27 protein-coding genes are annotated in these 26791 nt (G+C 72.7%); 10 read left to right on the forward strand and 17 right to left on the reverse strand.

What is annotated here, in order from left to right; translation table 11 throughout:
- Nucleotides 1-125: 125 nt before the first annotated feature.
- The 6 genes from ACN6LM_RS24260 (at nucleotide 126) to ACN6LM_RS24285 (ending at nucleotide 4665) form a co-directional block, all read left to right on the forward strand.
- Complete coding sequence (locus ACN6LM_RS24260; RefSeq protein WP_445067513.1) at nucleotides 126-794, forward strand: amino acid ABC transporter permease; 669 nt, start codon at nucleotides 126-128, stop codon at nucleotides 792-794.
- Nucleotides 791-1702 (forward strand): amino acid ABC transporter permease, encoded by a 912-nt coding sequence (locus ACN6LM_RS24265; protein ID WP_445067485.1) that lies wholly within the window; start codon nucleotides 791-793, stop codon nucleotides 1700-1702. Before ACN6LM_RS24260 ends, ACN6LM_RS24265 begins: the two co-directional genes overlap by 4 nt.
- Nucleotides 1703-1923: 221 nt before the next feature.
- On the forward strand, nucleotides 1924-3540 hold the full coding sequence (locus tag ACN6LM_RS24270; RefSeq protein WP_445067486.1) for an FAD-dependent monooxygenase: 1617 nt from the start codon (nucleotides 1924-1926) through the stop codon (nucleotides 3538-3540).
- 32 nt (nucleotides 3541-3572) lie between these two features.
- Nucleotides 3573-3659 (forward strand): putative leader peptide, encoded by an 87-nt coding sequence (locus ACN6LM_RS24275; RefSeq protein WP_311307652.1) that lies wholly within the window; start codon nucleotides 3573-3575, stop codon nucleotides 3657-3659.
- Between the two features lie 104 nt (nucleotides 3660-3763).
- Complete coding sequence (locus ACN6LM_RS24280; protein WP_445067487.1) at nucleotides 3764-4279, forward strand: cysteine dioxygenase; 516 nt, start codon at nucleotides 3764-3766, stop codon at nucleotides 4277-4279.
- Nucleotides 4276-4665, forward strand: a complete 390-nt coding sequence (locus ACN6LM_RS24285) for a rhodanese-like domain-containing protein (RefSeq protein ID WP_445067488.1) — start codon at nucleotides 4276-4278, stop codon at nucleotides 4663-4665. The genes ACN6LM_RS24280 and ACN6LM_RS24285 overlap by 4 nt, the downstream gene beginning before the upstream one ends.
- 41 nt (nucleotides 4666-4706) lie before the next feature.
- Here the strand turns inward: ACN6LM_RS24285 and ACN6LM_RS24290 are convergent, their stop codons facing one another.
- Together ACN6LM_RS24290 and ACN6LM_RS24295 are read right to left on the reverse strand one after the other, a co-directional pair.
- Complete coding sequence (locus ACN6LM_RS24290; protein WP_445067489.1) at nucleotides 4707-7262, reverse strand: FtsX-like permease family protein; 2556 nt, start codon at nucleotides 7260-7262, stop codon at nucleotides 4707-4709.
- Nucleotides 7259-7891, reverse strand: coding sequence for an ArsR/SmtB family transcription factor (locus ACN6LM_RS24295; protein WP_445067490.1), 633 nt, complete (start codon nucleotides 7889-7891; stop codon nucleotides 7259-7261). Before ACN6LM_RS24295 ends, ACN6LM_RS24290 begins: the two co-directional genes overlap by 4 nt.
- A gap of 398 nt (nucleotides 7892-8289) precedes the next feature.
- Between ACN6LM_RS24295 and ACN6LM_RS24300 the strand changes: the two genes are divergently transcribed.
- Nucleotides 8290-8937 (forward strand): DUF6197 family protein, encoded by a 648-nt coding sequence (locus ACN6LM_RS24300; RefSeq protein ID WP_445067491.1) that lies wholly within the window; start codon nucleotides 8290-8292, stop codon nucleotides 8935-8937.
- Nucleotides 8938-8947: 10 nt separating this feature from the next.
- On the opposite strand, the gene recX is transcribed toward ACN6LM_RS24300, so the two are convergent.
- From recX to ACN6LM_RS24325, 5 genes are all read right to left on the reverse strand, one after another.
- Nucleotides 8948-9589, reverse strand: a complete 642-nt coding sequence (gene recX / locus ACN6LM_RS24305) for a recombination regulator RecX (RefSeq protein WP_445067492.1) — start codon at nucleotides 9587-9589, stop codon at nucleotides 8948-8950.
- A gap of 3 nt (nucleotides 9590-9592) precedes the next feature.
- The gene (recA, locus tag ACN6LM_RS24310) at nucleotides 9593-10717 is read right to left on the reverse strand and encodes a recombinase RecA (RefSeq protein WP_445067493.1); all 1125 of its coding nucleotides are present in this window, start codon (nucleotides 10715-10717) and stop codon (nucleotides 9593-9595) included.
- A 212-nt stretch (nucleotides 10718-10929) separates the two neighbouring features.
- The gene (locus ACN6LM_RS24315) at nucleotides 10930-11688 is read right to left on the reverse strand and encodes a hypothetical protein (protein ID WP_445067494.1); all 759 of its coding nucleotides are present in this window, start codon (nucleotides 11686-11688) and stop codon (nucleotides 10930-10932) included.
- A gap of 77 nt (nucleotides 11689-11765) precedes the next feature.
- Nucleotides 11766-12974, reverse strand: coding sequence for an AI-2E family transporter (locus tag ACN6LM_RS24320; RefSeq protein ID WP_445067514.1), 1209 nt, complete (start codon nucleotides 12972-12974; stop codon nucleotides 11766-11768).
- Between the two features lie 174 nt (nucleotides 12975-13148).
- Nucleotides 13149-13343, reverse strand: coding sequence for a DUF3046 domain-containing protein (locus tag ACN6LM_RS24325; protein ID WP_445067495.1), 195 nt, complete (start codon nucleotides 13341-13343; stop codon nucleotides 13149-13151).
- A 79-nt stretch (nucleotides 13344-13422) separates the two neighbouring features.
- Here ACN6LM_RS24325 and ACN6LM_RS24330 point away from each other — a divergent pair, with 79 nt between their 5' ends.
- Nucleotides 13423-14337 carry a hypothetical protein gene (locus ACN6LM_RS24330; RefSeq protein ID WP_445067496.1) on the forward strand — a complete coding sequence of 305 codons (915 nt, stop codon included), beginning with the start codon at nucleotides 13423-13425 and terminating at the stop codon, nucleotides 14335-14337.
- A 65-nt stretch (nucleotides 14338-14402) separates the two neighbouring features.
- Here ACN6LM_RS24330 and ACN6LM_RS24335 read toward each other — a convergent pair whose 3' ends face one another.
- From ACN6LM_RS24335 to ACN6LM_RS24345, 3 genes are read right to left on the reverse strand one after another with little or no spacing between them, the layout of a single operon-like run.
- Complete coding sequence (locus ACN6LM_RS24335; RefSeq protein WP_445067497.1) at nucleotides 14403-14708, reverse strand: AzlD domain-containing protein; 306 nt, start codon at nucleotides 14706-14708, stop codon at nucleotides 14403-14405.
- Entirely contained in the window at nucleotides 14705-15502 is a 798-nt protein-coding gene (locus ACN6LM_RS24340; RefSeq protein WP_445067498.1) for an AzlC family ABC transporter permease, read from the reverse strand. The genes ACN6LM_RS24335 and ACN6LM_RS24340 overlap by 4 nt, the downstream gene beginning before the upstream one ends.
- A 10-nt stretch (nucleotides 15503-15512) precedes the next feature.
- On the reverse strand, nucleotides 15513-16376 hold the full coding sequence (locus ACN6LM_RS24345; RefSeq protein ID WP_445067499.1) for an AraC family transcriptional regulator: 864 nt from the start codon (nucleotides 16374-16376) through the stop codon (nucleotides 15513-15515).
- A 92-nt stretch (nucleotides 16377-16468) separates the two neighbouring features.
- Here ACN6LM_RS24345 and ACN6LM_RS24350 point away from each other — a divergent pair, with 92 nt between their 5' ends.
- Nucleotides 16469-21142: an Lhr family helicase gene (locus ACN6LM_RS24350; protein WP_445067500.1), complete on the forward strand. Its 4674-nt coding sequence runs from the start codon at nucleotides 16469-16471 to the stop codon at nucleotides 21140-21142.
- Nucleotides 21143-21195: 53 nt separating this feature from the next.
- The gene (locus ACN6LM_RS24355; RefSeq protein ID WP_445067501.1) at nucleotides 21196-22026 is read left to right on the forward strand and encodes a DNA-formamidopyrimidine glycosylase family protein; all 831 of its coding nucleotides are present in this window, start codon (nucleotides 21196-21198) and stop codon (nucleotides 22024-22026) included.
- A gap of 113 nt (nucleotides 22027-22139) precedes the next feature.
- On the opposite strand, the gene ACN6LM_RS24360 is transcribed toward ACN6LM_RS24355, so the two are convergent.
- The 7 genes from ACN6LM_RS24360 to rimO all read right to left on the reverse strand — a co-directional run bounded on the left by ACN6LM_RS24360 (nucleotide 22140) and on the right by rimO (nucleotide 26767).
- Entirely contained in the window at nucleotides 22140-22403 is a 264-nt protein-coding gene (locus tag ACN6LM_RS24360; protein ID WP_445067502.1) for a hypothetical protein, read from the reverse strand.
- Nucleotides 22404-22584: 181 nt separating this feature from the next.
- Nucleotides 22585-22776, reverse strand: coding sequence for a CsbD family protein (locus ACN6LM_RS24365; RefSeq protein WP_445067503.1), 192 nt, complete (start codon nucleotides 22774-22776; stop codon nucleotides 22585-22587).
- 43 nt (nucleotides 22777-22819) lie between these two features.
- Entirely contained in the window at nucleotides 22820-23290 is a 471-nt protein-coding gene (locus tag ACN6LM_RS24370; protein WP_445067504.1) for a Dps family protein, read from the reverse strand.
- Nucleotides 23291-23555: 265 nt separating this feature from the next.
- Nucleotides 23556-23939: a helix-turn-helix domain-containing protein gene (locus ACN6LM_RS24375; protein WP_018105285.1), complete on the reverse strand. Its 384-nt coding sequence runs from the start codon at nucleotides 23937-23939 to the stop codon at nucleotides 23556-23558.
- Nucleotides 23940-24048: 109 nt separating this feature from the next.
- On the reverse strand, nucleotides 24049-24558 hold the full coding sequence (locus ACN6LM_RS24380) for a CinA family protein (protein WP_445067505.1): 510 nt from the start codon (nucleotides 24556-24558) through the stop codon (nucleotides 24049-24051).
- Nucleotides 24555-25292, reverse strand: coding sequence for a CDP-diacylglycerol--glycerol-3-phosphate 3-phosphatidyltransferase (gene pgsA, locus ACN6LM_RS24385; protein ID WP_445067506.1), 738 nt, complete (start codon nucleotides 25290-25292; stop codon nucleotides 24555-24557). Before pgsA ends, ACN6LM_RS24380 begins: the two co-directional genes overlap by 4 nt.
- Entirely contained in the window at nucleotides 25289-26767 is a 1479-nt protein-coding gene (gene rimO / locus ACN6LM_RS24390; protein WP_445067507.1) for a 30S ribosomal protein S12 methylthiotransferase RimO, read from the reverse strand. Before rimO ends, pgsA begins: the two co-directional genes overlap by 4 nt.
- Between the last annotated feature and the right edge of the window lie 24 nt (nucleotides 26768-26791).

A 26791-nucleotide genomic window follows, 5' to 3' on the forward strand; every position in this document is an offset into this window, starting at 1 on the left:
CCCCCCCCCCCCCCCCCCCCCCCCCCCCCCCCCCCCCCCCCCCCCCCCCCCCCCCCCCCCCCCCCCCCCCCCCCCCCCCCCCCCCCCCCCCCCGCGCCCTCCTACACGTGGAAGCACGGGAGATCGTGTTCGACTTTCTTGATGGTTATGACCTGTTGGGGGCCTTCTGGGTCACGGTGAAGCTCACCGTGTTCTCCGCCCTCGGCTCCCTCATATGGGGAACGCTGCTGGCCGGCATGAGGGTCAGCCCGGTCCCCCTGATGCGCGGTTTCGCGACCGTCTATGTGAACGTGATCCGGAACATTCCGCTGACCGTGATCATCGTCTTCGCCTCGCTGGGCCTCTTCCAAACCCTTCAGGTCACGCTCGGGGGCGGTGGCGACTTCAAGGTCATCAACTTCCGGCTCGCGGTGCTCGCCTTCACCGTCTACACCGCGTCGTTCGTGTGCGAGGCCCTGCGTTCAGGCATCAACACGGTGCCGGTCGGCCAGGCGGAGGCGGCCCGGGCACTCGGGCTGAGCTTCAGCCAGGTGCTGCGGCTGATCGTGCTCCCGCAGGCGTTCCGGTCGGTGGTCAACCCGCTGTCCAACGTGCTCATCGCGCTGACGAAGAACACCACCGTCGCCGCGGCGATCGGGGTCGCGGAAGCCTCGTACCTGATGAAGGAGATGATCGAGAACGAGGCTCAGCTGCTGCTGATCTCCGGTGTGTTCGTCCTCGGCTTCATCATCCTGACCCTCCCGACCGGTCTCATCCTCGGCTGGGTCGCCAAGAAGGTGGCGGTGAAGCGATGAGTTCCGTCCTCTACGACGCGCAGGGGCCCCGCGCCAAGCGGCGCAACATCCTGTACACCGTTCTCTTCGTGCTGGCCGCCGCGGCGGTGGTGTGGTGGGTGTACGACGGCCTCGCCGAGAAGCACCAGCTCGACTGGGCCAAGTGGAAGCCGTTCTTCGTCGGCACCCAGGCGTGGGAGACGTACATCTGGCCGGGCTTCCAGAACACGATCAAGGCGGCGTTCTACGCGCTGCTCATCGCGCTGCCGCTGGGCGCGCTCTTCGGTATCGGACGGCTCTCGGACCACCGCTGGGTGCGCGTTCCGGGTGGGGCGGTCGTGGAGTTCTTCCGCGCCATTCCCGTGCTGCTCCTGATGATCATCGCCAACGCCATGTACTCCGAGTACACCGACCTCGAACCGGACACGCGTCTGCTGTACGCCGTCGTGACGGGCCTGGTGCTCTACAACGCCTCGGTGCTCGCCGAGATCGTGCGGGCCGGCATCCTGACGCTGCCGCGCGGCCAGACGGACGCGGCCAAGGCGATCGGTATGCGCAAGGGTCAGACGATGATCTTCGTGCTGCTGCCGCAGGCGGTCACCGCGATGCTGCCGGCCATCGTCAGCCAGCTCGTGGTGATCGTGAAGGACACCGCCCTCGGCGGCGCCGTGCTGAGCTACCCGGAGCTGCTGGCCTCGGTACGGCCGATGTCCGCGAACTACGGTTCGAACACCATCGCCTGCTTCACGATCGTCGCGGTGGTCTACCTCGCCCTGAACTTCGCCCTGACGTCCTTCGCGAGCTGGCTGGAGCGGTGGCTCCGGCGCGGCAAGAAGAGCACGGGCGCGGTCGTGGGCACCGGCCCGGGGGGCGAACTGGAGACGATCGGTGCGCCGTCGCTCAAGGTGGACGACGGAAGCGCCGCCTGACGGCTCGTCGTACGACGCCCACGAGGGGCGGTGGCGCACCTGCCACCGCCCCTCGCCGCGTTCCGGCGTCGCTTGACGCAAGCACCGGCAGTAGGTTGCATACGTTCTGTGATCGCGCACCGAGTCCCCGACGCCGCAGCACCCCCTTCGACGCCCGCGCACCTTCCGTTCCGCCTCACCGGAACGTTCGGTTTCACCGCACTTCCGACGGGGGACGCACCGTGGACCCGGTGATCGTCGTCGGTGCCGGGCCGGTCGGCCTGGCGCTCTCGCTGGCCCTCGCCGCGCAGGGCGTGCCGTCCGTGCTGCTCGACGAGGACCCCGAAAGCGACGAGACACGCCCCGCCCGTACGGTCGTGCTGCGCGAGGACACCGCGGCCTTCCTGGAGCGGCTGGGCTGCAAGGCGCTACGGGACGAGGGGCTGCGCTGGTCGGGCTGGCGTTCGGTGCGGCGCAGGCAGCTGGTGCGCGAGCTGCCGCTCGGTGAGGACCCGGTCCCGGGCAGCGGTGTGCCCGCCGCCCCCGTGCACGTACCGCAGCACGCCCTCGTCCGGGGCCTGCGGGACGCGGTGGCCGCTCAGGAGCTGGTGCGGACCGCCGGGCCCAGCCGGATCGACACCCTGGAGCAGGACCCGGCCGGGGTCACCGTGCACACCAGGGAGCCCGGATCGACCTGGTGGCGAGGGAGTTACCTGGTCGGCTGCGACGGGGCCCGGTCCACCGTGCGCAAACTCCTCGACATCCGGTTTCCCGGGCGTACGGCGGTGGAACGGCACGCCGTGGCCGCCCTGCGCGCCGAGCTGCCCCGGCCCGGGGAGGCCGTACTGCACCGGTCGCCGCCCTGGCGCACCGGCGGTGCCGAGGTCACGGCGCGCCCGCTGCCCGACGACGTGTGGCGGCTTGACTGGCTGCTGCCCGCGCGCGGCGAACTGGTCACGCCGGACGCGCTCGTCACCCGGGTCCGGGACACCCTGGCCGGCTGGTGCGGCGAGACACCCCCGTACGAGCTGGTGGACACCGGGGTCTACACGCTGCACCACCGGCTGGCCCGCCGGTGGCGGGTGAAGCGGTCCTTCCTGGCCGGGGACGCCGCCCATCTGCTGGGCGCCCTGGGCACCCAGGGGCTCGACGAGGGGCTGCGGGACGCCGAGAACCTGGCCTGGAAGCTGGCTCTGGCCTGGCATCACGGGGCGTCCGACGCGCTCCTCGACAGCTACCAGGCCGAACGCCGGGCCGCCGTCGCCGCACGGCTGCGCGCCGCCGACCAGTCGCTGCCGATACTGCGGGGCGGCGGAGGTCTGCGGACGCTCGTACCGGGGAGCGCACGGGGGCACGACACGCTGCTGATGGACGGGCATCTGGGCTGCGGCCCCCTCGGTGCGCCCCCTTCCTACGCCTTGTCCCCCCTTGCGCCCGCGCGCACCGAGGCGCACACGTCGGTGGGCACGCCCCCCGGTGCGCCGGTGGCCGATGTGCGGGTCACGGCGCCCGACGGCACCCCGGTGCGGCTGCGCGAACGGCTGGGGCAGGGGCAGCTCCTCGTGGTGCTGGTGGCGCCCGGGACCGGAGTGTGGGACCGGCGCCACTGGATGCGCGCCGGAGTGATGCCCCGGCTGGCGGAGGCGGTCGCCGCGCTGCCGGTGAAGGCCGAACTGCTGGTGGCCGAGAGCTATCCGGGGGCCTCCGCGCACACGGTCCTGCTGGTCAGGCCGGACGGGCATCTCGTGGAGGCGTTCGGCGGGGTGCGTCCGGCCGAGCTGTTCGCGGCGGCGGACGCGGTACGCGGCGGCGCGGCCCGGACGTCGGTGCGTGCCGACAGGACCGCGGACGTCAATTGACCCTCACGGGCGCGCGTGGTCTACTCCCGGTCATGACCGACACCGATGTGCGCCTGTGGCGGAGGGTCCATATGGACCTGCTCCGCTATGCGGGCTGCGTGTGTCGCCCGTCCTGCTGAATCGCCTTCACCTGCCTTCGCCGTGCGCTGTGCCGAACGGCGGGGCGTCCGCGCGAACTCTCAGGACGGTCTCCGTGTCTGCCTCTCCCTTCCCCGCTGTCCCCGTGCCCACGCGCACGTCCGCTCCGGCTCCGACCGCCGCGGAACTGCTCGACTTCGTCCGCCGCACCGCCGAGGACACCGCACTCATCGCCTCCCTTCCCCTCGACCCCGAGGGCCGGACCTGGATCCGGCTCGACGGTCCCGGTGGCAGCGAGGCGTGGCTGATCGGCTGGCCTCCGGGCACCGGCACCGGCTGGCACGACCACGCCGACTCGGTCGGCGCCTTCCTCACCGCGGCCGGCACGCTCAGGGAGCACTCCCTCGCGGCCCGGCTGCCCACCGACGGCTGGAAGACCCTGGAACTGACCGAGGACGTCGACCGCACCCGGGAGCTGACCCCCGGCCGGGGCAGGGCCTTCGGACGCCATCACGTCCACGAGGTGCTGAACGAGTCCTCCACGGAGCACGCCGTCTCCGTCCACGCGTACTATCCGCCGCTGCCGCGCATCCGCCGCTACAGCCGCACCGGCGCGGTGCTGCGCCTGGAGCAGACCGAGGGACCGGAGGACTGGCAGTGAGCGACGGGCCCGTGGGGATCGACGAGTTGCTGGAGCGGGTCAGGGCCGGTTACGAACGGCTCGGCCCGCGGGAAGCCTGGGCGGCGGCCTCCGAGGGCGCCCTGCTCGTGGACATCCGCTACGCGGAGCTGCGCGAGCGGGACGGGCTGATCCCGGGGGCGCTGGTCATCGAGCGCAACGAACTGGAATGGCGGCTGGACCCGCGGGGAAGCCACCGTCTCCCGCAGGCGGTGGACCACGGCCTGCGGGTGGTCGTGATCTGCAACGAGGGTTACGCGTCGAGCCTGGCGGCCGAGTCGTTGCACCGGCTCGGTCTGTACCGGGCGACGGACCTGGTGGGCGGCTTCCAGGCGTGGCGCGCGGCGGGCCTTCCGGTCGGGACATGAGGTGAGGGGGCGGCGCGAGCCCCCCCCTCACGGTCTTCTCGTCACCGGCCCGCGGCCACCTCCACCGGACGGGTCCGCAGCGCGAACCGGCCGGGCAGTGCCGTCGCCACCAGCGCGAGCAGTGCGGCGGCACCGACCACCGTCCCGTACACCAGGGGCAGGAAGCCGGGCGCCGCGCTCCCCGTCATGCCGATGCTGAACGCCGTCAGTACGGCGAGCGCGATACCGGTGCCGAGGGCCGCGGAAACCACCAGGACCGCCAGGGTCTCGGTGCGCAGCATCCGCAGCACCTGACGGCGCGTGGCGCCGGCGAGGCGCAGGAGTGCGAACTCCCTGAAGCGTTCCGACACCGACATGGCCAGCGTGTTGACGACGGCGATCGCGGTGAAGGCGAGAACCAGCCCCATGGCAAGGAGGTTGACCTCGGCGTTCTCCTGGCCTCGGTCGGCCTGGAGCCGGTCGGCGACGGCGGGGGCGACGACCTCGACGCCAGGGAACTTCCTCACGGCGGCCGACAGTTCGGCCCCGGTCGCGTCCCCGGCCACCAGGACCGTCGCGGCGAGCGGGTTGTCCATGTGCCGCGCGAGCAGGTCGTGCGGCAGGGTGAGGTCTCCGAAGCCGAGGCCCCGGTGGTAGACGGCGGCGACGACGAGCGTGGCGGGGGTGCCGTCCCCGAGGTGCAGGACGAGTTCGCTGCCGACGTGCAGCCCGAGCCGGTCGGCGGCCGGTTCACTGATCGCGGCGGCCCGCCCGTTCGCGGCGAACGCGGCGAGGGAACCGCTCGTCACGCCCGGGTCCCAGGTACGGGCGAGCCCCGGTCCGGTGACGCCCTGTGCGGCGTACTTCTCCAGTCCGACCCGCACGGTGGTCCGTACGACCTCCGTGGCGGCGGTGACACCGGGCGTCGCGCGGACCGCCTGCGCCGCCTCCGACGGAACGCCCGGGCCCTGTGCGCCGAGCACCCAGGCGGCGCGGGTGCCCTCCCTTGCCTGGGCACGCGCGGCGTCGCCCACGGTCGGCTGGAGGAAGAGGACCGTGCAGGTCATGCCGATGAGCAGGGTGAGCGGGGTGACGACGGAGGCCATCCGGGTGGAGTTGCCCCGGACGTTCGCGGTGGCCAGGGTGCTCATCGGGCCCGTCCGTCGGAGCACACCCGCCGCCAGGAAGGCGGCGGCCCGTACGAGGAGGGGCCCCAGCAGCGAGACCGCCGTGGCCAGCACCACCACGGCCAGGAAGGTCACCGGGGTCGAGGCGGCCTCGGTGCGCAGCACGCTCAGGACACCGACCAGCGCACCGCCGCCGGCGAGCAGGAGCAGCCCCGCGAGGACGCGTCCCCGGGCGGGGCCGCGGCGCTCGACCGCGGACTCGGCCATCGCCTCCGCCGGACGCAGACCGGCGATCCGGCGGCCGGAGATCCGGGCGGCGGCCCAGGCGCCGAGGAGGGTGACGGCCACGGCGGCGCAGGCGGGGAGGACCCCGGCCGTACGTTCCAGGGTCGGCGGGATCACGCCCATCCCGGTGAACCGGCCGTGCAGCCACGCGGCGAGCGGCAGCCCGGCGAACGCGCCCAGGACCCCGGCGAGGGCCCCGACGACCAGGGCCTCCCTGCCGAGCAGCCGGCGGACCTGCCGCGAGGTGGCGGCGATGGTGCGGAGCAGGGCCAGTTCGCGGTGGCGCTGCTGGATGGAGAGGGCGAACGTCCCGACGACGACGAGCACCGCGACCAGCAGTGAGGTGCCGCCCATGGCTCCGCCCATCGAGACCAGCTTGACGCGGGCGCCCGCCGCGTCGAGGAATTCGACCGGCCCCCGCCCGTCGCCCGTCGCCACCTGGGCGTGGGTGCCCTTGAGGGCCGCCGAGACCTGCTCCTTCAGCGCGCCCGTGCCGGTGCCGGGCGCGGGCAGGACACCGATCGCACTGACCCGGCCCGCGCGGTCGGCGAGCCGCCGGGCCTCCGCGTCGGAGAAGAACAGCGAGCGCTGCTGCCGGAGTCCGCCCCGCCCCTGGGGCGCCGCGATGCCGCTGATCCGGTACGTGCGAGGGGCGCGGGTCGACTGCACGGTGATCCGGTCCCCGGTCGTGAGGCCCGCCCGTACGGCGAGGGTCCTGTCGATCACGACATCGCCGGGGGCCGCCGGGGCGCGGCCGGCGGTCAGCGCGAAGGGCGTCAACGGGGCGGACGACCAGGCGTGCCCGTGGAAGGGGACGTCGTCGTCCGCTCCGTGGGCGGGGAGCCCGAGCGGCTGGGCGAGGAAGGTCAGTTCGGGGACGACCGCGCGGACACCCGGCAGGTGGCGCAGCCGGTCGGCGGTGGCCGCGGGGAGCCAGGCGCGTTCGGCGACGGGCTTCGCCTCGTGCTTGGTCTTCGTCTTGCCGTTGCCCTTGTGCTTGACGGTCGTGCGGTGGACGTTCTGGTCGGCCGAGACGATCAGCGGGGCGGCCGCGTACCGCTCCGTGGCGATCCGGCCGCGCAGGCCGGTCTCCAGCAGGGTGCCGCAGGCGGTGACGAGTGCGGCGGCACACATGAGGGCGAGGAAGGCCCCCAGGAATCCCGCCTTGCGGTGCTGGATCGTCCGCAGGGCATAACGCAGCATCATGAGGCGTCCGTCTCTGGTCGGCCGGTGAAGGCGGGCGGGGTCGCGCGGTCCGGATCGGGGGCCGGGAAGGCGAGCAGCCGGGTGTGAACCGTCCTGGCACCCGGTGCGGTGTCGGCTCCGGGGCGCCTGTAGCGGTTCATCAGGGCGATGTACTCCTCGAAGAACGCGCGGAGCTCAGGGAGGGTGAGGCTCAACGTGCCCCGTGAGTACGCGAAGGCGTCGGCCCATTCGTCCGGCGCGGCGTCGGCCCTCTCACGCTGGAGCCGTTCGAAGAGGGCGAGGTCGGCGGCGTACGCGTGACGGTTCAGCTCGTCGATGACGAGGCTCAGTTCGGGCGTCCGCCGGGACGGCGGCGGAAAGCGCCGGTCCCCGGGGACGGCCCGCCACCACCTGCCCCGACGCCCGGCCGGCTCCTGCGGCACGGTGTCCGCCACGAAGCCGTACCGGGCCAGTTCACGCAGGTGGTAGCTGGTCGCCCCGGTGTTCAGCCCCAGCGCGCGAGCAAGGATCGCGGAGGTCGCGGGGCCGTGCAGGGTGAGGTGCTGCAGGATCTGCTGGCGCCGCGGCTGGGCGAGCGCCTTCAGGGCGGCCAACTCCGTGATCTCGGTACCACCGGGCTTCTCTGGCATGCGTCACACAATGCTCTGTGCACAGATACCTGTGCACTGGAGCAACCCGGCGTCTCCGCAGGGGGGTTGTCCCCCCTGCGGACGCGACTCCTCGCCGGGGGCGCCGCTCACCCGCCCCACGCCGGCACCGCGCCCACGCTCCCGCCGGCCGCACCGTGCCCGGCCGCGCGGAGCTCGCACCCCGCCGGCCCGGGCGCACCACGTCCGGACCGTCCTCGTCTCAGCCCGTGGCCGCCACCGGAATGCCCCGTGACACACCCGTATGGCCTCGCTCAGGTGGAGCGGACCGGGTGGCGGGCGGACATTCGCCTCACGGCGGGTGCGGCCGTTCTGGCCGGCCCGCCCGCCGGAACGCCACCAGGGCGCCGGTACGCCGCTATGACGGGGAGCACGCACCGATGCCGACCACCGACGCCGCCCTCACCCCCGACGCACTCGACGCCCAAGCCGCGCGCCTCCATGACACGGACGCCTGGCAGCAGATCGTCACCGGCTGGGACCTGACCGCGCCCCCCGCGCCCCAGCCCCCGCACCCCGCGCCCGCCGACGCGCCGGACGCAGCCGCCCCCGCCGCCGACTGGCGCGCCCTGCTCTCCGTGCCGGTGGACCGGTTGATCGCCGACACCGTCCGGGCACTGCCCCCCGCCGCGCCGCGCGAGCGCCCGCTCCCGGGGCGCATCGGTGCGATCCTGCCCGACCGGCTCCACGCATGGCGGCGCGTCGGACGGCCCGATGTGCGGCCGTCCGTCCATCTCGCCCATGCCCGGCGGATCCTGACCGAGTGGGGCTGGCAGAACACCCCGTACCGGCTCCGCGACATCCGGGGCGCTCGCTGCGTCTGCGGCGCCATGCTCACCGCGCACCGCTTGGGCTACGGCTCTGCGGAGACGGTCGACCGGGCCGGGGCGTGGCTGATCGCGGAGCTCCGCTCGCAGGGCTGGACCGGGCTGATCGGTCCCTGGAACCGTTACCCGGGACGCACAGCCGAGGACGCCCTCGCGCTGGTCGACGCCACCATCAGCCGAGCGGCCCGCGCCGGCCAGTAGCGGCGCCGGCTCAGAAGGGCTCGTCCAGCCCTTCCGTGTCCTCCCCCTCTTCCTCCAGCGCCCGGCGCACCACGCGCAGCGCCATTCCCTCGCCGTACCCCTTGCGTGCGAGCATGCCCGCAAGGCGGCGCAGGCGTTTGTCGCGGTCCAGCCCCCGGGTGGACCGGAGCTTGCGGGCGACGAGCTCCCGCGCGGTCTCCTCCTCCTGTTCGGAGTCCAGCTGCCCGACGGCTTCGTCGATCACGGCGGCGTCCACCCCCTTGGTCCGCAGCTCACGGACCAGCGCCCGGCGGGCGAGCCCGCGGCCGTGGTGCCGGGACTCCACCCAGGCGTCCGCGAACGCGGCGTCATCGATCAGCCCGACGTCCTCGAAACGGGACAGCACCTCTTCGGCCGCCTCGTCCGGGATCTCCCGCTTGCGCAGGGCGTCCGCGAGCTGCTTGCGGGTGCGCGGCGTGCCGGTGAGCAGGCGCAGGCAGATGTTGCGAGCCTGCTCGACCGGGTCGCGCGGTTCCCCCTTCTCGGCCCTCGACAAGGAGGGGGAACCGCTGTCACTGGGCCGGGAGCGGGAACGGCGTCCCGCTCCCTCACCGGATCCGGGGGCCGCGCCGGGGTCGGCGGCGCCGGCCGGCCACTCTGTACGACGCGTCACGGATCAGCTCTTGGCCGCGGCCGCCTTGGCCGGCTTGGTCTTGCCGGCCGCCGCCGTCGCCGGCTTCGCCGCAGCCTCGGCAGGTGCCGCGGTGCCCGCCGCCTCCGCCCCGGACTCGGCGGCGTCCTCGGGCCGGACCCCGACGCCCAGCTTCGCCAGGATCTTCTTCTCGATCTCGTTGGCGAGGTCGGGATTGTCCTTGAGGAAGTTGCGCGCGTTCTCCTTGCCCTGGCCGAGCTGGTCGCCCTCGTACGTGTACCAGGCGCCCGCCTTGCGGACGAAGCCGTGCTCCACGCCCATGTCGATCAGACCGCCCTCGCGGCTGATGCCCTGGCCGTAGAGGATGTCGAACTCGGCCTGCTTGAAGGGCGGCGCGACCTTGTTCTTGACGACCTTGACGCGGGTGCGGTTGCCGACCGCGTCGGTGCCGTCCTTGAGCGTCTCGATCCGGCGGATGTCGAGGCGCACCGAGGCGTAGAACTTGAGCGCGCGGCCACCGGTGGTGGTCTCCGGCGAGCCGAACATCACACCGATCTTCTCGCGGAGCTGGTTGATGAAGATCGCGGTGGTCTTGGACTGGTTGAGCGCGCTGGTGATCTTCCGGAGCGCCTGGCTCATCAGGCGGGCCTGGAGACCCACGTGCGAGTCACCCATCTCGCCCTCGATCTCCGCGCGCGGCACCAGGGCCGCGACGGAGTCGATGACGATGAGGTCGAGGGCGCCCGAGCGGACCAGCATGTCCACGATCTCGAGGGCCTGCTCACCGTTGTCCGGCTGGGACAGGATGAGGCTGTCGATGTCGACGCCGAGCTTCTTCGCGTACTCGGGGTCGAGGGCGTGCTCCGCGTCGATGAAGGCCACCGAGCCGCCGAGCCGCTGCGCGTTCGCCACGGCGTGCAGCGTGAGCGTCGTCTTACCGGAGGACTCCGGTCCGTACACCTCCACCACACGGCCGCGCGGCAGACCGCCGACGCCGAGCGCGACGTCGAGCGCGGTGGACCCGGTGGGAATCACCTCGATGGGCTCGTTCGGCCGCTCGCCGAGGCGCATCACCGCGCCCTTGCCGAATTGCCGTTCAATCTGTGCGAGTGCGGCGTCCAGCGCCTTCTCGCGGTCGGTTCCTGCCATGGGTTCCACCCGATTTGCTTGAGTCGATCGCTTCACGTCAAAGACGCTAACCCCTGCCACTGACAATGGGCCTCGACGTCCTCCCGGCCTGTGGACAACTCCACGGTCGGGCCCGGGAAAACCCGGCCGGAATCCCATGAGAATGGATGTTCGATTTTAGTGTCAAGCGCACCACGCCGCCTCGCCGCGGGCGGCCCGGAGGGGCGGAATGGTCAGCTCCGGGGCCGGGTGCGAGGGCTGTAGGCAAGCCTGAACTGGGGAAAGCGTTCTCTTCGGGGGTCCAGCAGATCGATCAGCGCGATCAGCTGGATCTGGAGATCCCTGAGGCGGCCGACGGCCTGGGCGGTGTCAGCCGCCAGCCTGTCCACGTCCGCCAGCGGATCGGTGAACCACGCGGCGAACTCCTGGTCGTGTTCCAGCTTCGCGCAGAACTCCGCGTAGCCCAGGCAGCGGCGACGGCCCGGCTCGCTGTCGGGGTGGACCATGAGCTCGCCGATGGCCCGCTGCTGGGCGCGGAACAGACGGAGTTCGTTACTCACCGTGTCGATCCTGGACAAGCTCGAACCGATCCGTGAGATCTGCGTCATGATCTGTGCGTTGGCACGGCTTCTGCCCAGCGCGAGGAACTGGATGTCACGGCGCAGGATCTCCACCCAGCCCAGATACTCGGCCAGTACGAACACCGTGCTGCGCCGGACGAAGTCGGCCTCGCGCGGGGTTCCCCGAGTGAGGAAGCTCGTCATGAAGCCGTGGCCGCGCGCGGGATCCCGATCGGTGTCATGGCCCTGCAGGATGTTGAACAGCCGCCTCTGCAGGTCGTACGCGGCCCACGCCAGGGAAGCCCCGTACCGGTCCATGTAGTCGCGCTGCTCCCTGGACCGCAGGCGGCGCTGCTGCCAGTAGCTGAAGAGCGCGGCCGCCGCCGCACCGCAGACGGCCACGGCCGCCGATGCCAGGGACAGCCACTCCATGTTCCCCCCAGGGTCGGCCCGACATCCCGCGCCTCAGACTACGGGCCCGCCCGGCCCGCTCCGGCGGAACGAGCGCTTCAGGTGCTGCTCGGCCCGGAAGGCCCCTCCGGCCGCCTCGGCTCCTCCGGCTCGGCGCCTTCGGGCCGCCCGTCCGTGCCCCGGCCGTCCTCACCCGCGAAAGCGGTACGCATCCGTCTCAGGCGCGTCCACAAGGGCTCGCCCCGCACGCCGGGGCGGCTGCCGTGGACACGTGGGTCGTCCGTGACGTCGTAGCGCTTCACGTACGCGCCGAGGAACGCCTGGAGCGTGGCCACGGCCGGGATGGCGATCAGGGCGCCGACGGCGCCCATGAGCGCCGTACCGGCGATGACCGAGCCGAACGCCACGGCGGGGTGGATGTCCACCGTCTTGGCGGTGAGCTTGGGCTGCAGCATGTAGTTCTCGAACTGCTGGTACACCACGACGAAACCGAGCACCCACAGCGCGTACCAGGGATCGACGGTGAAGGCGATCAGCATCGGCAGGGCACCCGCGAGATAGGTGCCGATCGTGGGGATGAACTGGGAGACGAGTCCGACCCAGACCGCGAGCGCCGGCGCGTACGGCACCCCGAGGGCGGCCAGCAGGATGTAGTGCGCGATGCCGGAGATGAGCGCCATCAGGCCGCGCGAGTAGAGGTAGCCGCCCGTCTTGTCGACGGCGATCTCCCAGGCCCTCAGCACCTCCGCCTGACGGGCGGGGGGCAGCACGGAGCACAGCCCGCGGCGCAGCCGGGGCCCGTCCGCCGCGAAGTAGAAGGAGAACAGGAAAATGGTCAGCAGGCGGAAGAGGCCGCCGAGGACGGTCGCCGAGACGTCGAGCACGCCGGTCGCGCTGTTCTGGACGTACTTCTGCAGCCAGTCGGAGTGCAGCAGGCTGTCCTGGACCTCCACACGGGAGAGCTCCGTGTGGAAGGTCTGGTTGACCCAGTTGATCACCGAGTCGAGGTACTTCGGGAAGTCCTCCACCATGTCGACGATCTGGCCCGCGAGCATCGAGCCGAGCAGCACGACGAAGCCGGCCCCGGCGATCAGCACGACGAGGAAGACGAGGAAGGTGGCGAAGCCCCGGCGCAGGCCGCGGGCGGACATCCGGCTCACGGCGGGTTCGATGGCGAGCGCCAGGAAGAAGGCGATCAGCATATTGATCAGCAGGCCGATGAGCTGGTCGAACGCCCAGCTGCCGAGCCGGAAGCAGGCGTAGAGGGCCAGGGCGAGGACCATGGCGCGCGGCAGCCAGGCGGGCATGCGGGCCGGCCCGGCTCCGGACGGCGGGGCCGGTGGGGCGGCCGGGGGGACGGGCGGCGTGCGCGGCGGCTGGATCTGAGCGGTCTCGTCTGTGGGTGCCACGGGGCAAGTCTCGCCTATGTGGGTGACAAGGCCTCGCACGCCCCGGAAGGTGGCCTTGCCTTCCCGCCTCCGTCAGCGCCTGTCGGCGGGAATGCCCATCGCGACGCAGACGCCGCGCCAGACGTCCTTCGCCTCCCAGCCGGCCGCCAGCGCCTCATGGACCGTACGTCCGCCCAGCTCGGCCATCACATGGTCGCGTGCGAAGGAGTCCGCGTAGGCCGCGCCGAAGTGGTCCGCCATCCGTTCCCAGAAAATCGTCAACCGCATGCCCTCAGTATCCCGCTCCTGAGAGTGCAGCCGGGCCGCATCGGCCCTGCTCGGGGGCCCGAAGCCCTACGGTCGGTCCATGGCTGCAACTGGAACAAGTCCCCTCGACCGGGCCGAGCGGTTCATCTGGCTCACAGCCCGTGTCCTCGAACAGCGGCGGTTCGCCCATCAATATCTGGAGGGAGGCGCGGACGCGGTGGAGACGGCCCTCACCGCGTACGCCAACGAGGACGGCGGCTACGGCCACGCGCTCGAACCCGACCTGCGGGGCCCCGTCAGTCAGCCCCTGCACACCGCCCACGCGCTCAGCGTCCTCGATTCCATCGGCCGGTGCGGCGGTCTGCGGGTGGAGCGGATCTGCCGCTATCTGACGGAGGTGTCCACCAAGGAGGGCGCCCTGCCCGCGCTGCTGCCCTCCCAGCGCGACTACCCGGCGGCCCCCTTCATCCCGATCGTCGACGATCCGCCGGCCGAACTGCTGGCCACCGGCCCCGTCGTCGGGCTGCTGCACCGCAACGCGGTGTGGCACGCCTGGCTCTTCCGGGCGACCGACTTCTGCTGGTCGGCCGTGGACGCCCTGGAGGTGTCGCATCCGTACGAGATCGAGGCTGCGGTCGCCTTCCTCGACGGAGTGCCGGACCGGCCCCGGGCGGAGGCCGCCGCCGAACGGCTCGGGCACCTGGTACGCGACCAGCGGCTCGCCGTGCTCGATCCGGACCGGCGCACGGAGTACCCGGTGGCCCCCGGGTACGCACCGGGAGAGCAGCACTTCCCGTACGACTACGCCCGTACACCCGCCTCGCTCGCCCGGCGGTGGTTCTCCGACGCCGAGATGGAGCGCTCGCTCGACCATCTGGCCGCCGCACAGGAGGCGGACGGCGGCTGGCCGGTCACCTGGCGCCAGTGGGCGCCCGGGACGGCGCTGGAGGGACGCCCCCTGGTGACCCTCAGGGCGCTGGAGACACTGAGGGCGCACGGCCGCGCCCTGGCGTGAGGGGCCGGCCAGGGCGCGCCGGTAAGGGGCACCCTCCAGGAGGCACGCCCCTTACCGGACACCACCTAGCCCAGCGCGCGCACCCCCGCGGTGACGGCCACCGCAGCACCCACGACCACCAGGAAGGGAGCGCGCAGGACAAGGGCGAGCGCTGCGGCCGCCAAGCCCGCACCCCTGGCGTCCAGGGCCAGGTGCTGTCCGTCGCCGAACGTCTGCTGGGCGGTGAGCGCGGCCAGCAGGGCCACCGGCAGCAAGGCGGCCAGACGCTGCACCAGCGGACGTTCCAGCACGCCGGCGGGCACCAGAAGGCCGAGCAGTTTGGCCAGGTAGCAGCCGACGCAGGTCAACGCGATGGCGATCCAGACGTTCATCGGCCCCCCTCCGCCCCGGTCGCGCCGGCTTCCTCGGTCCCGGCCCCGGCCGGGCCGTGCCCCTTGGCCCGCCCCAGCAGGAACAGGATGACGGGCGCGGCCAGCGCGGACAGCAGCACGGGCACCCCGGCCGGCAGCACCGGCAGGAGCCCGAGGGCGAGCAGGACGGCGAGCGCCGCCGTCACGCGCTCCGTCGTGGACTTCAGCATCGGGGCCAGCAGCGCCAGGAAGACCGCCGGGCTGGCCGCGTCGAGCCCCCAGGCGTCGGTGTCGCCGAGCGCTTCGGCGCCCAGCGCTCCCACCAGGGTGGTCAGGTTCCACAGCACGTAGAGGGTGAGCCCGGTGACGGTGAAGCCGATCCGTGCGGCCCGCCGCGTGGGCTGGGGCAGCGTCACGGCCGTGGTCTCGTCGATGACCCACTGGGCGGCGAGCGGACGCAGGGCGCGCGGCAGGGCGAGGAGCTGGGAGAGCCGCAGGCCGTAGAAGGCGTTGCGCACGCCGAGGAAGAAGGCCCCGGCGGCCGCGGTGTACGGGTTGCCGCCGGCGGCGAGCGCTCCGACCAGGGCGAACTGGGAGGCGCCGGTGAACACGAGCAGGCTGAGCGCGCAGGTCTGGAGCAGGCTCAGGCCGGAGCCCGCCGAGGTGACGCCGAAGGCGAAGCCTGAGAGGCCGACGGCTATGCCGACGCCGAGTGCGTCGCGTACGACGGCCGAGTCCGGCTTGGTCCCGGCGGCGAGCGTGCTGCCGGCGGGAGGTTCTGCGGTCGTGCGGAGGGGTGCTGTCTGTTCTGCCACGTTCAGCACGCTACCGGGGCGGCTCCGGGCCGGTCTTGTACGTTCTTGCACGTTCGCGCTGGTAGGCGCCGGGGGGCACTCCCACGATCCGGGTGAAGTGACGGTTGAGATGCGGCTGGTCGGTGAAGCCGACTTCCGTCGCCGCGACCGAGGGGGCCGTGCCCGCGTCGAGCATCCGCCGCGCACGCCGCACCCGGGCGTCGGTGAGCCAGGTGTGCGGAGGCATGCCGTACTGCTTCTTGAACGCGCGCAGCAGCGCGAAGGGGCTCGTGCCCAGTTCGGCGGCGAGCGCCTCCAGGGTCGGCGGTCCGGCCATCCGGGCTTCCAGGAGGGCCCGGGCGCGGGCCGCGTCGCGGGCGCCCGCGGCCCGGGGGGCCGAGACGGGGAGCGAGGTGCCGTGCCGGGTGAGCAGGCGGGTGACGACGACCCGCAACACGCTGTCGGCGGCCAGGGCGTTGCCCTCCTCGGCCGCCCGGTGGACCTCGGCTATCAGCCGGGCGGCGTACGGGTCGGCCGCGCCGGTCTCGGCGAAGCCGACAGTGCCGCGCAGGCGCGTCGTATCGGCGGCGATGTCGTTGATCACCTGCGCGGACGGGTAGAGCGTGTCGTACACCCAGCCTTCGGGGGCGCCCGCGCGGGCGGTGTGCGGCACTTCCGGGTTGATCATGACGACGGTCCCGGGCCCCGCGTGCAGGGTCCCGGCGGGGGTTCCGATGGCCTCGACACCGTGGCTCACCGTGGCGACGACGTAGCCCTCGTGGCTGTGGCGCGGGAAGGTGTGCCGGATGTAGCGGGCTCGCAGCAGGTCGAGGTCGGGCAGCTCCGCGTAGCTCCAGTGCCGCGCCCACTCCGTCGGTTGCTGTGCTCGCGCCATGGTGGGATTGTCCCAGCCCGCGGGCGGCCCGGCCGTCGGCCCCTCGGCGGTTGCCGGGGCCGTTGTCAGTGGCGGGGTGCACGATGGGGAACATGACCGGCTCCGCACTCGATTCGTTCTCCCCCGCGACCCGCAGCTGGTTCGCGGGGGCCTTCAGCGCGCCGACCGCCGCGCAGGAAGGGGCCTGGCGGGCGATCGGCGAGGGATCGGACGTGCTGGTCGTCGCGCCGACCGGCTCGGGCAAGACGCTGGCCGCCTTCCTCGCCGCCCTGGACCGGCTGGCGGCCGTCCCCCCGCCGGCGGAGGCGAAGAAGCGCTGCCGCGTGCTGTACGTGTCGCCGCTCAAGGCGCTCGCGGTCGACGTGGAGCGCAATCTGCGCTCACCGCTGACCGGCATCCGCCAGGAGTCGGTGCGCCAAGGGCTCCCCGAGCCCGAGGTCAGGGTGGGCATCCGGTCGGGCGACACCCCGGCCGCCGAGCGCCGCTCGATGGCGACCCGCCCGCCGGACATCCTGATCACGACGCCCGAGTCGCTGTTCCTGATGCTGACCTCGTCGGCCCGCGAGGCCCTGTCCGGCATCGAGACGGTGATCCTGGACGAGGTGCACGCGGTCGCGGGCACCAAGCGCGGCGCCCATCTCGCCGTATCCCTGGAACGCCTGGACGAGCTGCTGCCCCGGCCGGCCCGGCGCATCGGCCTGTCGGCCACGGTCCGGCCGGTCGACGAGGTGGCGCGCTTCCTGTCGCCCCGGCGCAAGGCGGAGATCGTCCAGCCGCCGTCCAGCAAGCAGTTCGACCTGTCGGTGGTCGTGCCCGTCGAGGATCTGGGGGAGCTGGGCGGTTCCCCCGCGACCGACGACACCTCGGGGCAGGCCGAGAAGCCGTCGATCTGGCCGCATGTGGAGGAGCGGATCGCCGATCTCGTCCAGGCGCACCGCTCCACGATCGTCTTCGCCAACTCCCGCCGCCTCGCGGAGCGCCTGTGCAACCGGCTCAACGAGATCGCGTACGAGAGAGCCACCGGCGAGACCATGCCCGAGGCCCATTCCCCCGCCGAGATCATGGCGGAGTCCGGAGCGGCCAAGGGCGCTCCCGCCCTGCTCGCCCGGGCCCACCACGGATCGGTCTCCAAGGAGCAGCGCGCACAGGTCGAGGAGGACCTGAAGGCGGGAAGGCTGCCCGCGGTGGTCGCCACCTCCAGCCTGGAGCTGGGCATCGACATGGGGGCGGTCGACCTGGTGATCCAGGTCGAGTCCCCGCCCTCGGTCGCCTCCGGCCTCCAGCGGGTCGGCCGCGCCGGCCACCAGGTGGGCGCGGTCTCCACCGGCGTCGTCTTCCCGAAGTACCGCGGCGACCTGGTGCAGGCTGCCGTGGTCACGGAGCGGATGCGCACGGGCTCGATCGAGGCGCTGCGCGTCCCGGCCAATCCCCTGGACGTGCTGGCCCAGCAGCTGGTCGCGATGGTCGCGCTGGACAGCTGGCAGGTGGACGACCTGCTCGCGGTGGTCCGCAGGGCCGCCCCCTTCGCCTCACTGCCCGAGTCGGCGTTCACGGCCGTCCTCGACATGCTCGCGGGCCGCTATCCTTCCGACGCCTTCGCGGAGCTGCGGCCCCGGGTCGTCTGGGACCGCGTCGCCGGTACGGTCACGGGCCGTCCCGGCGCGCAGCGCCTCGCCGTCACCTCGGGCGGGACCATCCCCGACCGGGGCCTCTTCGGGGTCTTCCTCGCCGGTGCCGACCCCAAGAAGGGCGGCGGCCGGGTCGGTGAGCTGGACGAGGAGATGGTCTACGAGTCCCGGGTCGGCGACGTCTTCACGCTGGGCACGACCTCCTGGCGGATCGAGGACATCACCCGGGACCGGGTCCTCGTCTCCCCCGCGCCCGGTGTCCCCGGGCGGCTGCCGTTCTGGAAGGGCGACCAGTTGGGCCGCCCGTTGGAGCTGGGCCGTGCCCTGGGGGCCTTCCTGCGCGAGCTCGGTGGGCTCTCCCCCGAGGACGCCAGGGACCGTCTGCTCTCCGCCGGCCTGGACACCTGGGCCGTCGACAACGTCCTGGCGTATCTGGACGAGCAGCGCCGGGCCTGCGGTCATGTCCCGGACGACCGCACCATCCTGGTCGAGCGCTTCCGGGACGAGCTGGGCGATTGGCGGGTCGTCGTGCACTCCCCGTTCGGCGCGCAGGTGCACGCCCCGTGGGCGCTGGCGCTGAGCGCCCGCCTCGCCGAGCGGTACGGGATGGACGCGCAGGTCATGCACGCCGACGACGGCATCGTGCTGCGGCTGCCCGACGCGGACATGATGGGCCTGGACCTCCTCGACTTCGACCCGGCAGCGGATCCGGTCCAGGAGCCAGGCAAGGGCGCCTCCGCGCCGCTCGCCCCGGCCAACACCGCCTTCGACAGCGACCAGCCCCCGGTCGGCGCCGCCGATGTCGCCTTCGACAAGGGCGAGATCGAACAGATCGTCACCGACCAGGTCGGCAGCTCCGCCCTCTTCGCCTCGCGGTTCCGCGAGTGCGCCGCCAGGGCGCTGCTGCTTCCCCGCCGCAGCCCCGGCAAACGCACCCCGCTCTGGCAGCAGCGCCAGCGGGCCGCGCAGCTCCTCCAGGTCGCCTCCGAGTTCGGCTCCTTCCCCATCGTTCTCGAAGCGGTCCGCGAGTGCCTCCAGGACGTCTTCGACGTCCCGGGGCTCACTGAGGTGATGGGCGACCTGGAGGCCCGGCGCATCCGCCTGGTCGAGGTCACCACGTCGGAGCCCTCCCCGTTCGCCCGCTCCCTCCTCTTCGGATACGTCGCCCAGTTCCTGTACGAGGGCGACTCGCCGCTCGCCGAACGGCGCGCCGCCGCACTCTCCCTGGACTCCCGGCTCCTCGCCGAGCTTCTGGGCAGGGCGGAGCTGCGCGAACTGCTCGACGCCGATGTGCTCACCGAGCTGGAGCGGGAGCTCCAGTGGCTGGCGGACGACCGCCGGGTCAAGGACGCCGAGGGGGTCGCGGATCTGCTGCGGGTGCTCGGACCGCTCACCGACGAGGAGCTGGCCGAGCGCGGGGCCGGGTCCGCCTGGGCGAAGGAGCTGGAGTCCGCCCGCCGCGCCATCCGCGTCCGGATCGCCGGGGCGCCCCACTGGGCGGCGATCGAGGACGCGGGCCGGCTGCGCGACGCCCTGGGCACGGCGCTCCCGGTCGGAGTCCCCGAAGCGTTCACCGAGCCGGTGAAGGACCCCCTGGGCGACCTCCTCGCGCGGTATGCCCGCACGCACGGCCCGTTCACCTCCACCGCGGCGGCGGCCCGGTTCGGCCTCGGCACGGCCGTCACCGACGGGGCGCTGCAACGGCTCGCGGCATCCGGCCGCATCGTCCAGGGCGAGTTCCACCCCGCCGGCATCGGCCAGGAATGGTGCGACGCCACGGTGCTGCGGCGGCTGCGACGCCGTTCGCTCGCCGCCCTCCGGCACGAGCTGGAGCCGGTCCCGCCCGCCGCCCTGGCCGGGTTCCTGCCGCAGTGGCAGCACCTCGGCGGCAACGGCCTGCGCGGCATCGACGGACTGGCCCGCGCCGTCGAGCAGCTTCAGGGAGCACCGGTTCCCGCCTCCGCTCTGGAACGGCTCGTCCTTCCCGGACGGGTCACCGGATACACCCCCGCGCTCCTGGACGAACTGACCACGACCGGCGAAGTCGTCTGGGCCGGCGCGGGCGCCCTCCCCGGCAAGGACGGCTGGATCTCCCTCTACCTGGCCGACAGCGCGCCCCTGCTCCTCCCCCCGCCACGCCCCCTGGAGCTCAGCGCACTGCACGAGTCCGTGCTGACCGCTCTCGGCGGCGGCTACGGCCTGTTCTTCCGGCAGATCGCCGACCAGGTCCGCGCCACCACCCACCCCGACTGCACCGACCCGCAACTGGCGGACGCCCTGTGGGACCTCGCCTGGTCCGGCCGTCTGACCAACGACACGCTCGCACCGCTGCGCTCCCTCCTGGGCTCGGGCCGCACGGCCGGCTCGACCGCGCACCGGGCCCGGCGGAATGTGCCGCGCGGCCGTTACGGCACCCTCACCGCTGCCGCCCGCCCGGCCTCACGCACCGGGCCGCCCACGGTCTCGGGCCGCTGGTCCCTGCTGCCGGCCATCGAGCCCGAGCCCACGCACCGCGCCCACGCCCTGGCACGCACGCTGCTCGACCGCCACGGGGTGGTGACCCGGGGCGCGGTCCAGGCCGAGGGCGTCGAAGGCGGCTTCTCGGCGGCGTACCGGGTGCTGTCGGCCTTCGAGGACAACGGGCAGGCGCGCCGGGGGTACGTCGTGGAGGGGCTGGGGGCCGCCCAGTTCGCGATGGACGGCGCGGTCGACCGGCTCCGCGCGGTGTCCACGGCCCGGGACCGCACGGAGCCGGGCGCGGACCCCCGCGCCCTCGTCCTCGCGGCGGCCGACCCGGCCAATGCGTACGGCGCTGCCCTCCCGTGGCCTGAGCCGCCGGACGGGGCCGGGCACAAGCCGGGCCGGAAGGCGGGCTCTCTCGTGGTCCTGGTAGACGGCGAGCTGACGCTGTACATGGAGCGCGGCGGCAAGACGCTGCTGGCCTGGGCGACCGATCCGGAGGATCCTGCGCTCCGGGCGGCGGCCGGTGCGCTGGCCTCGGCCGCACGTGCGGGCGCCCTCGGCACCGTGACCGTCGAGCGCACCAACGGCGTCTCCGCCCTGACCTCGCCCCTGGGGCGCACGCTGGAGGCCGCCGGCTTCCTCGCCACCCCGAGGGGCCTGCGCCTGCGCGCGTAACCCGCATCGGGCCCGCCTCACCCCAGGAGCCCCGCCCACCGCATCATGGAGGCATGCCCGAAGGAGACACCGTCCTGCAGACCGCCGCGCGCCTGCACCACGCGCTGGCCGGACAGGTCCTCACCACGTCCGACCTCCGCGTCCCCCGGTTCGCCACGGCAGACCTCACGGGCCGGGCCGTCCTCGACGTCACCGCCCGGGGCAAGCACCTGCTGACCCGGATCGAGGGCGGTCTCACCCTGCACAGCCACCTCCGGATGGACGGCGCCTGGCGGATCTACGCCCCGGGCGAGCGCTGGCGCGGCGGCCCCGCCCACCAGATCCGCGCCATCCTGGGCAACGCGGCCCGCACCGCCGTCGGTTACCGCCTTCCGGTCCTGGAACTCCTGCGCACCCAGGACGAGGAGCAGGCGGTCGGCCATCTCGGCCCCGATCTGCTCGGGCCGGACTGGGACGCCGACACAGCGCTGCGGAATCTGCTGAGCGACCCCGCCCGCCCACTCGGCGAGGCCCTGCTCGACCAGCGCAACCTGGCCGGCATCGGGAACATCTACAAGGCCGAGCTCTGCTTCCTGGCCCGCGCCACGCCCTGGCTTCCCATCGGCGAGCTGCCGGCCCGGACGGCCACCCTGCTGGTCAGCACGGCCCACCAGCTCCTCGACGCCAACCGCGACCGCCCCAACCGCGTCACGACGGCCGGAGGCCGTTCCCGTACCGTCGCGAGCGCCGCCGCCCGCGCGCGGAAGCCGAGCGAGAACCTCTGGGTCTACGGCCGGACGCACCGCCCCTGCCTGCGCTGCGGAACCCCGATCCGCGCTGCCGAACAGGACGACCGCCCCGCCTACTGGTGCCCCGGCTGCCAGACCGGCCCGGGGCCCGCCTGACGCAGCCCCGCTGCCGGAGCGGCCCAGGACCCATCTGACGCCTGACGCACCCACGCTGTCGGATCAGGCGTCCTCCACCTGCCCGCGCAGCCGGAGCGGACAACCCGGGCCCTCTACCTGACCACCCACCGCCGCCACGCCCCCGCCCTCCTCCGCGCCCACGCCGTACCGCGTAGCAGCAGGCCCGTACCCGCGTCGAAGATGCCGAGGGGTCTCGCCGTCGCGGCCACGTGCACGGGCAGGAGGCTGAGCCCCCATCCGCCCGCCGCCACCGCTCCCTCGACCACCCCCGCGTGCGCCGGGGCCAGTATCAGCCGCAGCACGGCCCACCACCACACGCCGCAGAGAACGAGCGCCGGCACCCATCGCCGTACCATGGCTGCCTCCTCCGGCTTGATCCAAACGAAGGACCCTAGTCGCGCCCGTTCCTCCGGGGCGAGAGCGCACCGTTGCACCCCCGGCGCGCGCGGAGCGGGCCGCACCACCCCACCCCGCGCCGCCCCCTCTCAGCACGGAGCCCCCACCGCACGGGTGGGGGCTCCGCCGCGGACCGAGGGGTCAGTCCTTGTCGTCGTTCAGGGAGTCCTTGACGCCGTCCGCCCGGTCACGGGCACCGTCCATGGCGTCCTTGGCCTTGCCCTTGGCCTGGTCGGCCTTGCCCTCGGCCTCCTTGCGACGGTCGCCGGACATCTTGCCCATGGCTTCCTTCGCCTTGCCGGTGACCTTGTCCTTCGCGCCTTCGTTCCTCATGTTCGTACCTCCGTCGAAGTAATCCGGTGAGTGATGGCTTCGTTCAGGCGCTCTCGGCCTGGAACATCCACGCGTGCTTCTCGAGCTCGGCGGTCAGCGCGATCAGGATGTCCTGACTGACCGGGTCCGGGCTCTCGGTCACCTCGATGCGCTCGCGCATCCGCCCGATCACCACGCCGAGGGCGTCGACCAGGGTCTTCACCGCGTCCACGTCCTTGATCCAGCCTTCGGACACGGAGGCGATGGCCGTGCTCTTGGCGATCGTCGCGGCTCGGCCGTCCGGGTTGACGCCGAGCGCGGACGCCCGCTCCGCGACGGTGTCGGAGTGCTGGCGAGCGGTGTCCACGACATCGTCGAGCTGGAGGTGCACGGACCTGAACCGCGGCCCGACCACATTCCAGTGGACCTGCTTGGCCACCAGAGAAAGGTCGAGGAGATCCACCAGAGCGCCCTGAAGGGCGTCTCCGACGGCCTTGAGGTCGGTCTCGGACAGTGGGCTCTTCACCACAGACATGCACGTCTCCGATCTGGAATCCGTTCCGTTCAGCACCACCCACGATGGCACAAACGAAGCAAAACGGTCATTCGAGAAAGCGCCCGACGACTCCGACACGTTCATTCGGGAAGCTTTCTCGGTCTCTCATCCACGCACCTGCCCCTCATCGCCCCGCTGACACACGAGAGGGCTCACGAAATCCACCCGTAGGCGCACGAAAGCCCCGGCCCTCCCCCGTAGCGGGGGGAGAACCGGGGCCTCGGCTTCACACCGAACCGAACGGTCAGGCGGCGACGACGTCCACCGCTTCCGCGGGTGCCTTGATGGTCACCCGCCCCGTCGGTACACCCGCCACCGAGGTAACGGAGACGGAGTTGAGCATGGGGCGCACCGGCACAGGTACCGGATCGCTGGCCGCTGCCGACTCGGCCAGTTCGGCCAGGGACAGCTCATCGCTCACTTCACGCATGAGCTCGGACATCCGTACGTCAAGCGCGTCGCAAATGGCGGAGAGCAGTTCGGAGGATGCCTCCTTCTGCCCCCGCTCCACCTCGGAGAGATAGCCGAGCGAAACTCGGGCGGACGAGGAGACTTCGCGCAGAGTACGGCCTTGGCGCTGGCGCTGCCGACGCAGCACGTCACCCAGCAGGCGACGGAGCAGAATCATCGGTGGCTCCCTCCTCGGACCGCGTAGCCGCATCCTTCACGCCCCACCGTACCGCCTAGCGCTGCGGCCGTGCGGGGAGCGATGTCGTGTTCACTCAGGGCTGCAAACATCAATTCCCCCCGTTCTCTTCCGTATCCTGTGCGCTCGCATTCTCGTGGAGTTCGCCTGAGAGCAGGTCGAGCGCGCTTCGTACGCTCTTCTTACGGATGTCCGCCCGGTCGCCGTTCAACCGCAGCGCGGCCACTTTCCCGGTGCCGTGCGGACCGCTGACCGCGACGAAGACCGTCCCGACGGGTTGGCCGTCCTGGGGTTCGGGGCCGGCGACGCCCGTGGTCGCCACTCCCCAGTCTGCCCCCAGAGCCCGCCGTACGCCTGTCGCCATCTGACGCGCGACGTCCGCGTCGACCGCCCCGCGCTCCGCCAGGAGACCGGCGTCCACCCCCAGGACTTCACTCTTGAGGGGGGTCGCGTAAGCCGTCACCGAGCCCCTGAAGGCTTGGGAGGCGCCCGGTACGGACGTGAGTTCGGCCGCGACCAGGCCGCCGGTCAGCGACTCCGCGACGGCGAGGGTCTGCCCCCGCTCGACGAGCAGCCGCAGCACCCGGCCCGCCGCAGTCACCGCTCGGCCTCCGCCGGGCCCCGGGCCCCCGCCGCCCCGGCGGCCGTGCCGCTCTCCTCGGAGGCGGCCCGCGACACCTCCGAGGCCGCGCGCTCCGCCGCGAGGCCCTGGCGCCGCAGCACAACGGCCTGACGCACGTAGTCCAGACCGGTGACGACCGTCAACACGACGGCCACCGCCATCACCCAGAAGCGCAGGGTGGCCAGCGGACCGGTCAGCGCCAGGACGTACATCCCGACGGCCGTCCCCTGCGCCAGCGTCTTCATCTTGCCGCCGCGGCTGGCGGGAATGACCCCGTGCCGGATCACCCAGAAACGCATCAGCGTGATGCCCAGCTCGCGGAAGAGGATCACGCCCGTGACCCACCACGGCAGGTCGCCCAGATACGACAGACAGACCAGCGCCGCGCCCATGATCGCCTTGTCGGCGATCGGGTCGGCGATCTTCCCGAAGTCGGTGACCAGGTTGTACGTGCGCGCCAGATGCCCGTCGAACAGGTCGGTGATCATGGCGATGGCGAAGGCGGCCCAGGCGAAGGAGCGCCAGGCCGGGTCGTATCCGCCGCCGTGGAGCAGCAGCACCACGAAGCCGGGGACGAGCACGAGCCGGGCCATCGTCAGGAGGTTGGCGATGTTCCACAGACTGGCCTGATTGACCGCCGCGGCGCCCAGCTTTCCGCCGCGGACCGGCGTCGCGCCGGAACCGCCTGCCGCGGATGCCGGGACTCCGGTCATCTGGCTACCTCCACAAGCTCACTGCACTCGGCGATCAGGTCCACCCCTTCGGTGCCCACGACCTTTGCCTCGACCATACGGCCCGGGACCAGGCCCTCGCGTGCGGTGAAGAGCACCTGGCCGTCGGTTTCGGGGGCCTGGTGCGCGGCACGGCCGTAGGCGCGCGGCTCGTCCTCGGTGGGCTCGACGGACTCGACCAGCACCTGGAGCGTCTCGCCCATGCGCTCCTCGGCGCGCTGCGAGGTCAGTTCCTCGGCGAGCTGCGAGATGTGCGCAAGGCGCTCCGCGATGACGTCGGCGTCGAGCTTGTTGTCGTAGCCGACCGCCTCGGTGCCCTCCTCGTCGGAGTAGCCGAAGACGCCGATCGCGTCGAGACGGGCGCCCGTGAGAAACCGTTCCAGCTCCGCGAGGTCGTCCTCGCTCTCGCCGGGGAAGCCGACGATGAAGTTGGACCGGGCGCCGGCCTGCGGTGCCTTGCCCCGGATCGTGTCCAGCAGCTCCAGGAAGCGGTCGGTGTCGCCGAAGCGGCGCATCGCCCGGAGCACGCCGGGCGCGGAGTGCTGGAAGGAGAGGTCGAAGTAGGGCGCGACCTTCGGCGTCGAGGTGAGGACGTCGATCAGGCCGGGCCGCATCTCGGCGGGCTGCAGGTAGCTGACGCGGATGCGCTCGATCCCGTCGACCTCCGCGAGCTCGGGCAGCAGGGTCTCCAGGAGGCGGATGTCACCGAGGTCCTTGCCGTACGAGGTGTTGTTCTCGGAGACCAGCATGACCTCCTTCACACCCTGCTCGGCGAGCCAGCGGGTCTCGCCCAGCACGTCCGAGGGGCGGCGGGAGATGAAGGAGCCGCGGAAGGACGGGATGGCGCAGAAGGAGCAGCGGCGGTCGCAGCCGGAGGCCAGCTTGACCGAGGCGACGGGGCTGGTGCCCAGCCGGCGGCGCAGCGGTGCGCGCGGCCCGGAGACCGGGGCGACGCCCTCCGGCAGGTCGGCGGGGGCGGGGACGATCTCCTGTGCGTGGCCGGGCAGGGAGACGGCGGCGTCCTGCCGCTCGGCGGGGCTGATCGGCAGCAGCTTGCGGCGGTCGCGGGGGGTGTGGGAGGCGTGGACGCCGCCGCTGAGGATGGTCTGGAGGCGGTCGGAGATGTCGGCGTAATCGTCGAAACCGAGGACGCCGTCCGCTTCCGGCAGGGCCTCGGCGAGGTCCTTGCCGTAGCGCTCGGCCATGCAGCCGACGGCGACGACGGCCTGGGTGCGGCCGTGGTCCTTCAGATCATTGGCTTCGAGGAGGGCGTCGACGGAGTCCTTCTTGGCGGCCTCGACGAACCCACAGGTGTTGACGACGGCGACGTCGGCATCGGAGGCATCCTCGACGAGCTCCCAGCCGTCCGCTGCCAGGCGGCCTGCGAGCTCCTCCGAGTCCACCTCGTTACGGGCGCAGCCAAGAGTGACAAGGGCGACGGTACGGCGTTCGGGCATGGACTCAAGACTACTTTGTCCCGG

Source organism: Streptomyces sp. SAS_281, assembly GCF_052542855.1.

Coding starts and splice junctions, on each gene's coding strand:
- ACN6LM_RS24265 (WP_445067485.1), top strand. CDS start 791: ATGAGTTCCGTCCTCTACGACGCGCAGGGGCCCCGCGCCAAGCGGCGC.
- ACN6LM_RS24335 (WP_445067497.1), bottom strand. CDS start 14,708: ATGAACGTCTGGATCGCCATCGCGTTGACCTGCGTCGGCTGCTACCTG.
- ACN6LM_RS24370 (WP_445067504.1), bottom strand. CDS start 23,290: ATGTCTGTGGTGAAGAGCCCACTGTCCGAGACCGACCTCAAGGCCGTC.
- pgsA (WP_445067506.1), bottom strand. CDS start 25,292: ATGACCGGAGTCCCGGCATCCGCGGCAGGCGGTTCCGGCGCGACGCCG.
- ACN6LM_RS24355 (WP_445067501.1), top strand. CDS start 21,196: ATGCCCGAAGGAGACACCGTCCTGCAGACCGCCGCGCGCCTGCACCAC.
- ACN6LM_RS24295 (WP_445067490.1), bottom strand. CDS start 7,891: ATGCCAGAGAAGCCCGGTGGTACCGAGATCACGGAGTTGGCCGCCCTG.
- recA (WP_445067493.1), bottom strand. CDS start 10,717: ATGGCAGGAACCGACCGCGAGAAGGCGCTGGACGCCGCACTCGCACAG.
- ACN6LM_RS24290 (WP_445067489.1), bottom strand. CDS start 7,262: ATGATGCTGCGTTATGCCCTGCGGACGATCCAGCACCGCAAGGCGGGA.
- ACN6LM_RS24360 (WP_445067502.1), bottom strand. CDS start 22,403: ATGGTACGGCGATGGGTGCCGGCGCTCGTTCTCTGCGGCGTGTGGTGG.
- ACN6LM_RS24300 (WP_445067491.1), top strand. CDS start 8,290: ATGCCGACCACCGACGCCGCCCTCACCCCCGACGCACTCGACGCCCAA.
- ACN6LM_RS24345 (WP_445067499.1), bottom strand. CDS start 16,376: ATGGCGCGAGCACAGCAACCGACGGAGTGGGCGCGGCACTGGAGCTAC.
- ACN6LM_RS24330 (WP_445067496.1), top strand. CDS start 13,423: ATGGCTGCAACTGGAACAAGTCCCCTCGACCGGGCCGAGCGGTTCATC.
- ACN6LM_RS24315 (WP_445067494.1), bottom strand. CDS start 11,688: ATGGAGTGGCTGTCCCTGGCATCGGCGGCCGTGGCCGTCTGCGGTGCG.
- ACN6LM_RS24320 (WP_445067514.1), bottom strand. CDS start 12,974: ATGCCCGCCTGGCTGCCGCGCGCCATGGTCCTCGCCCTGGCCCTCTAC.
- ACN6LM_RS24375 (WP_018105285.1), bottom strand. CDS start 23,939: ATGATTCTGCTCCGTCGCCTGCTGGGTGACGTGCTGCGTCGGCAGCGC.
- ACN6LM_RS24325 (WP_445067495.1), bottom strand. CDS start 13,343: ATGCGGTTGACGATTTTCTGGGAACGGATGGCGGACCACTTCGGCGCG.
- rimO (WP_445067507.1), bottom strand. CDS start 26,767: ATGCCCGAACGCCGTACCGTCGCCCTTGTCACTCTTGGCTGCGCCCGT.
- ACN6LM_RS24350 (WP_445067500.1), top strand. CDS start 16,469: ATGACCGGCTCCGCACTCGATTCGTTCTCCCCCGCGACCCGCAGCTGG.
- ACN6LM_RS24365 (WP_445067503.1), bottom strand. CDS start 22,776: ATGAGGAACGAAGGCGCGAAGGACAAGGTCACCGGCAAGGCGAAGGAA.
- ACN6LM_RS24275 (WP_311307652.1), top strand. CDS start 3,573: ATGACCGACACCGATGTGCGCCTGTGGCGGAGGGTCCATATGGACCTG.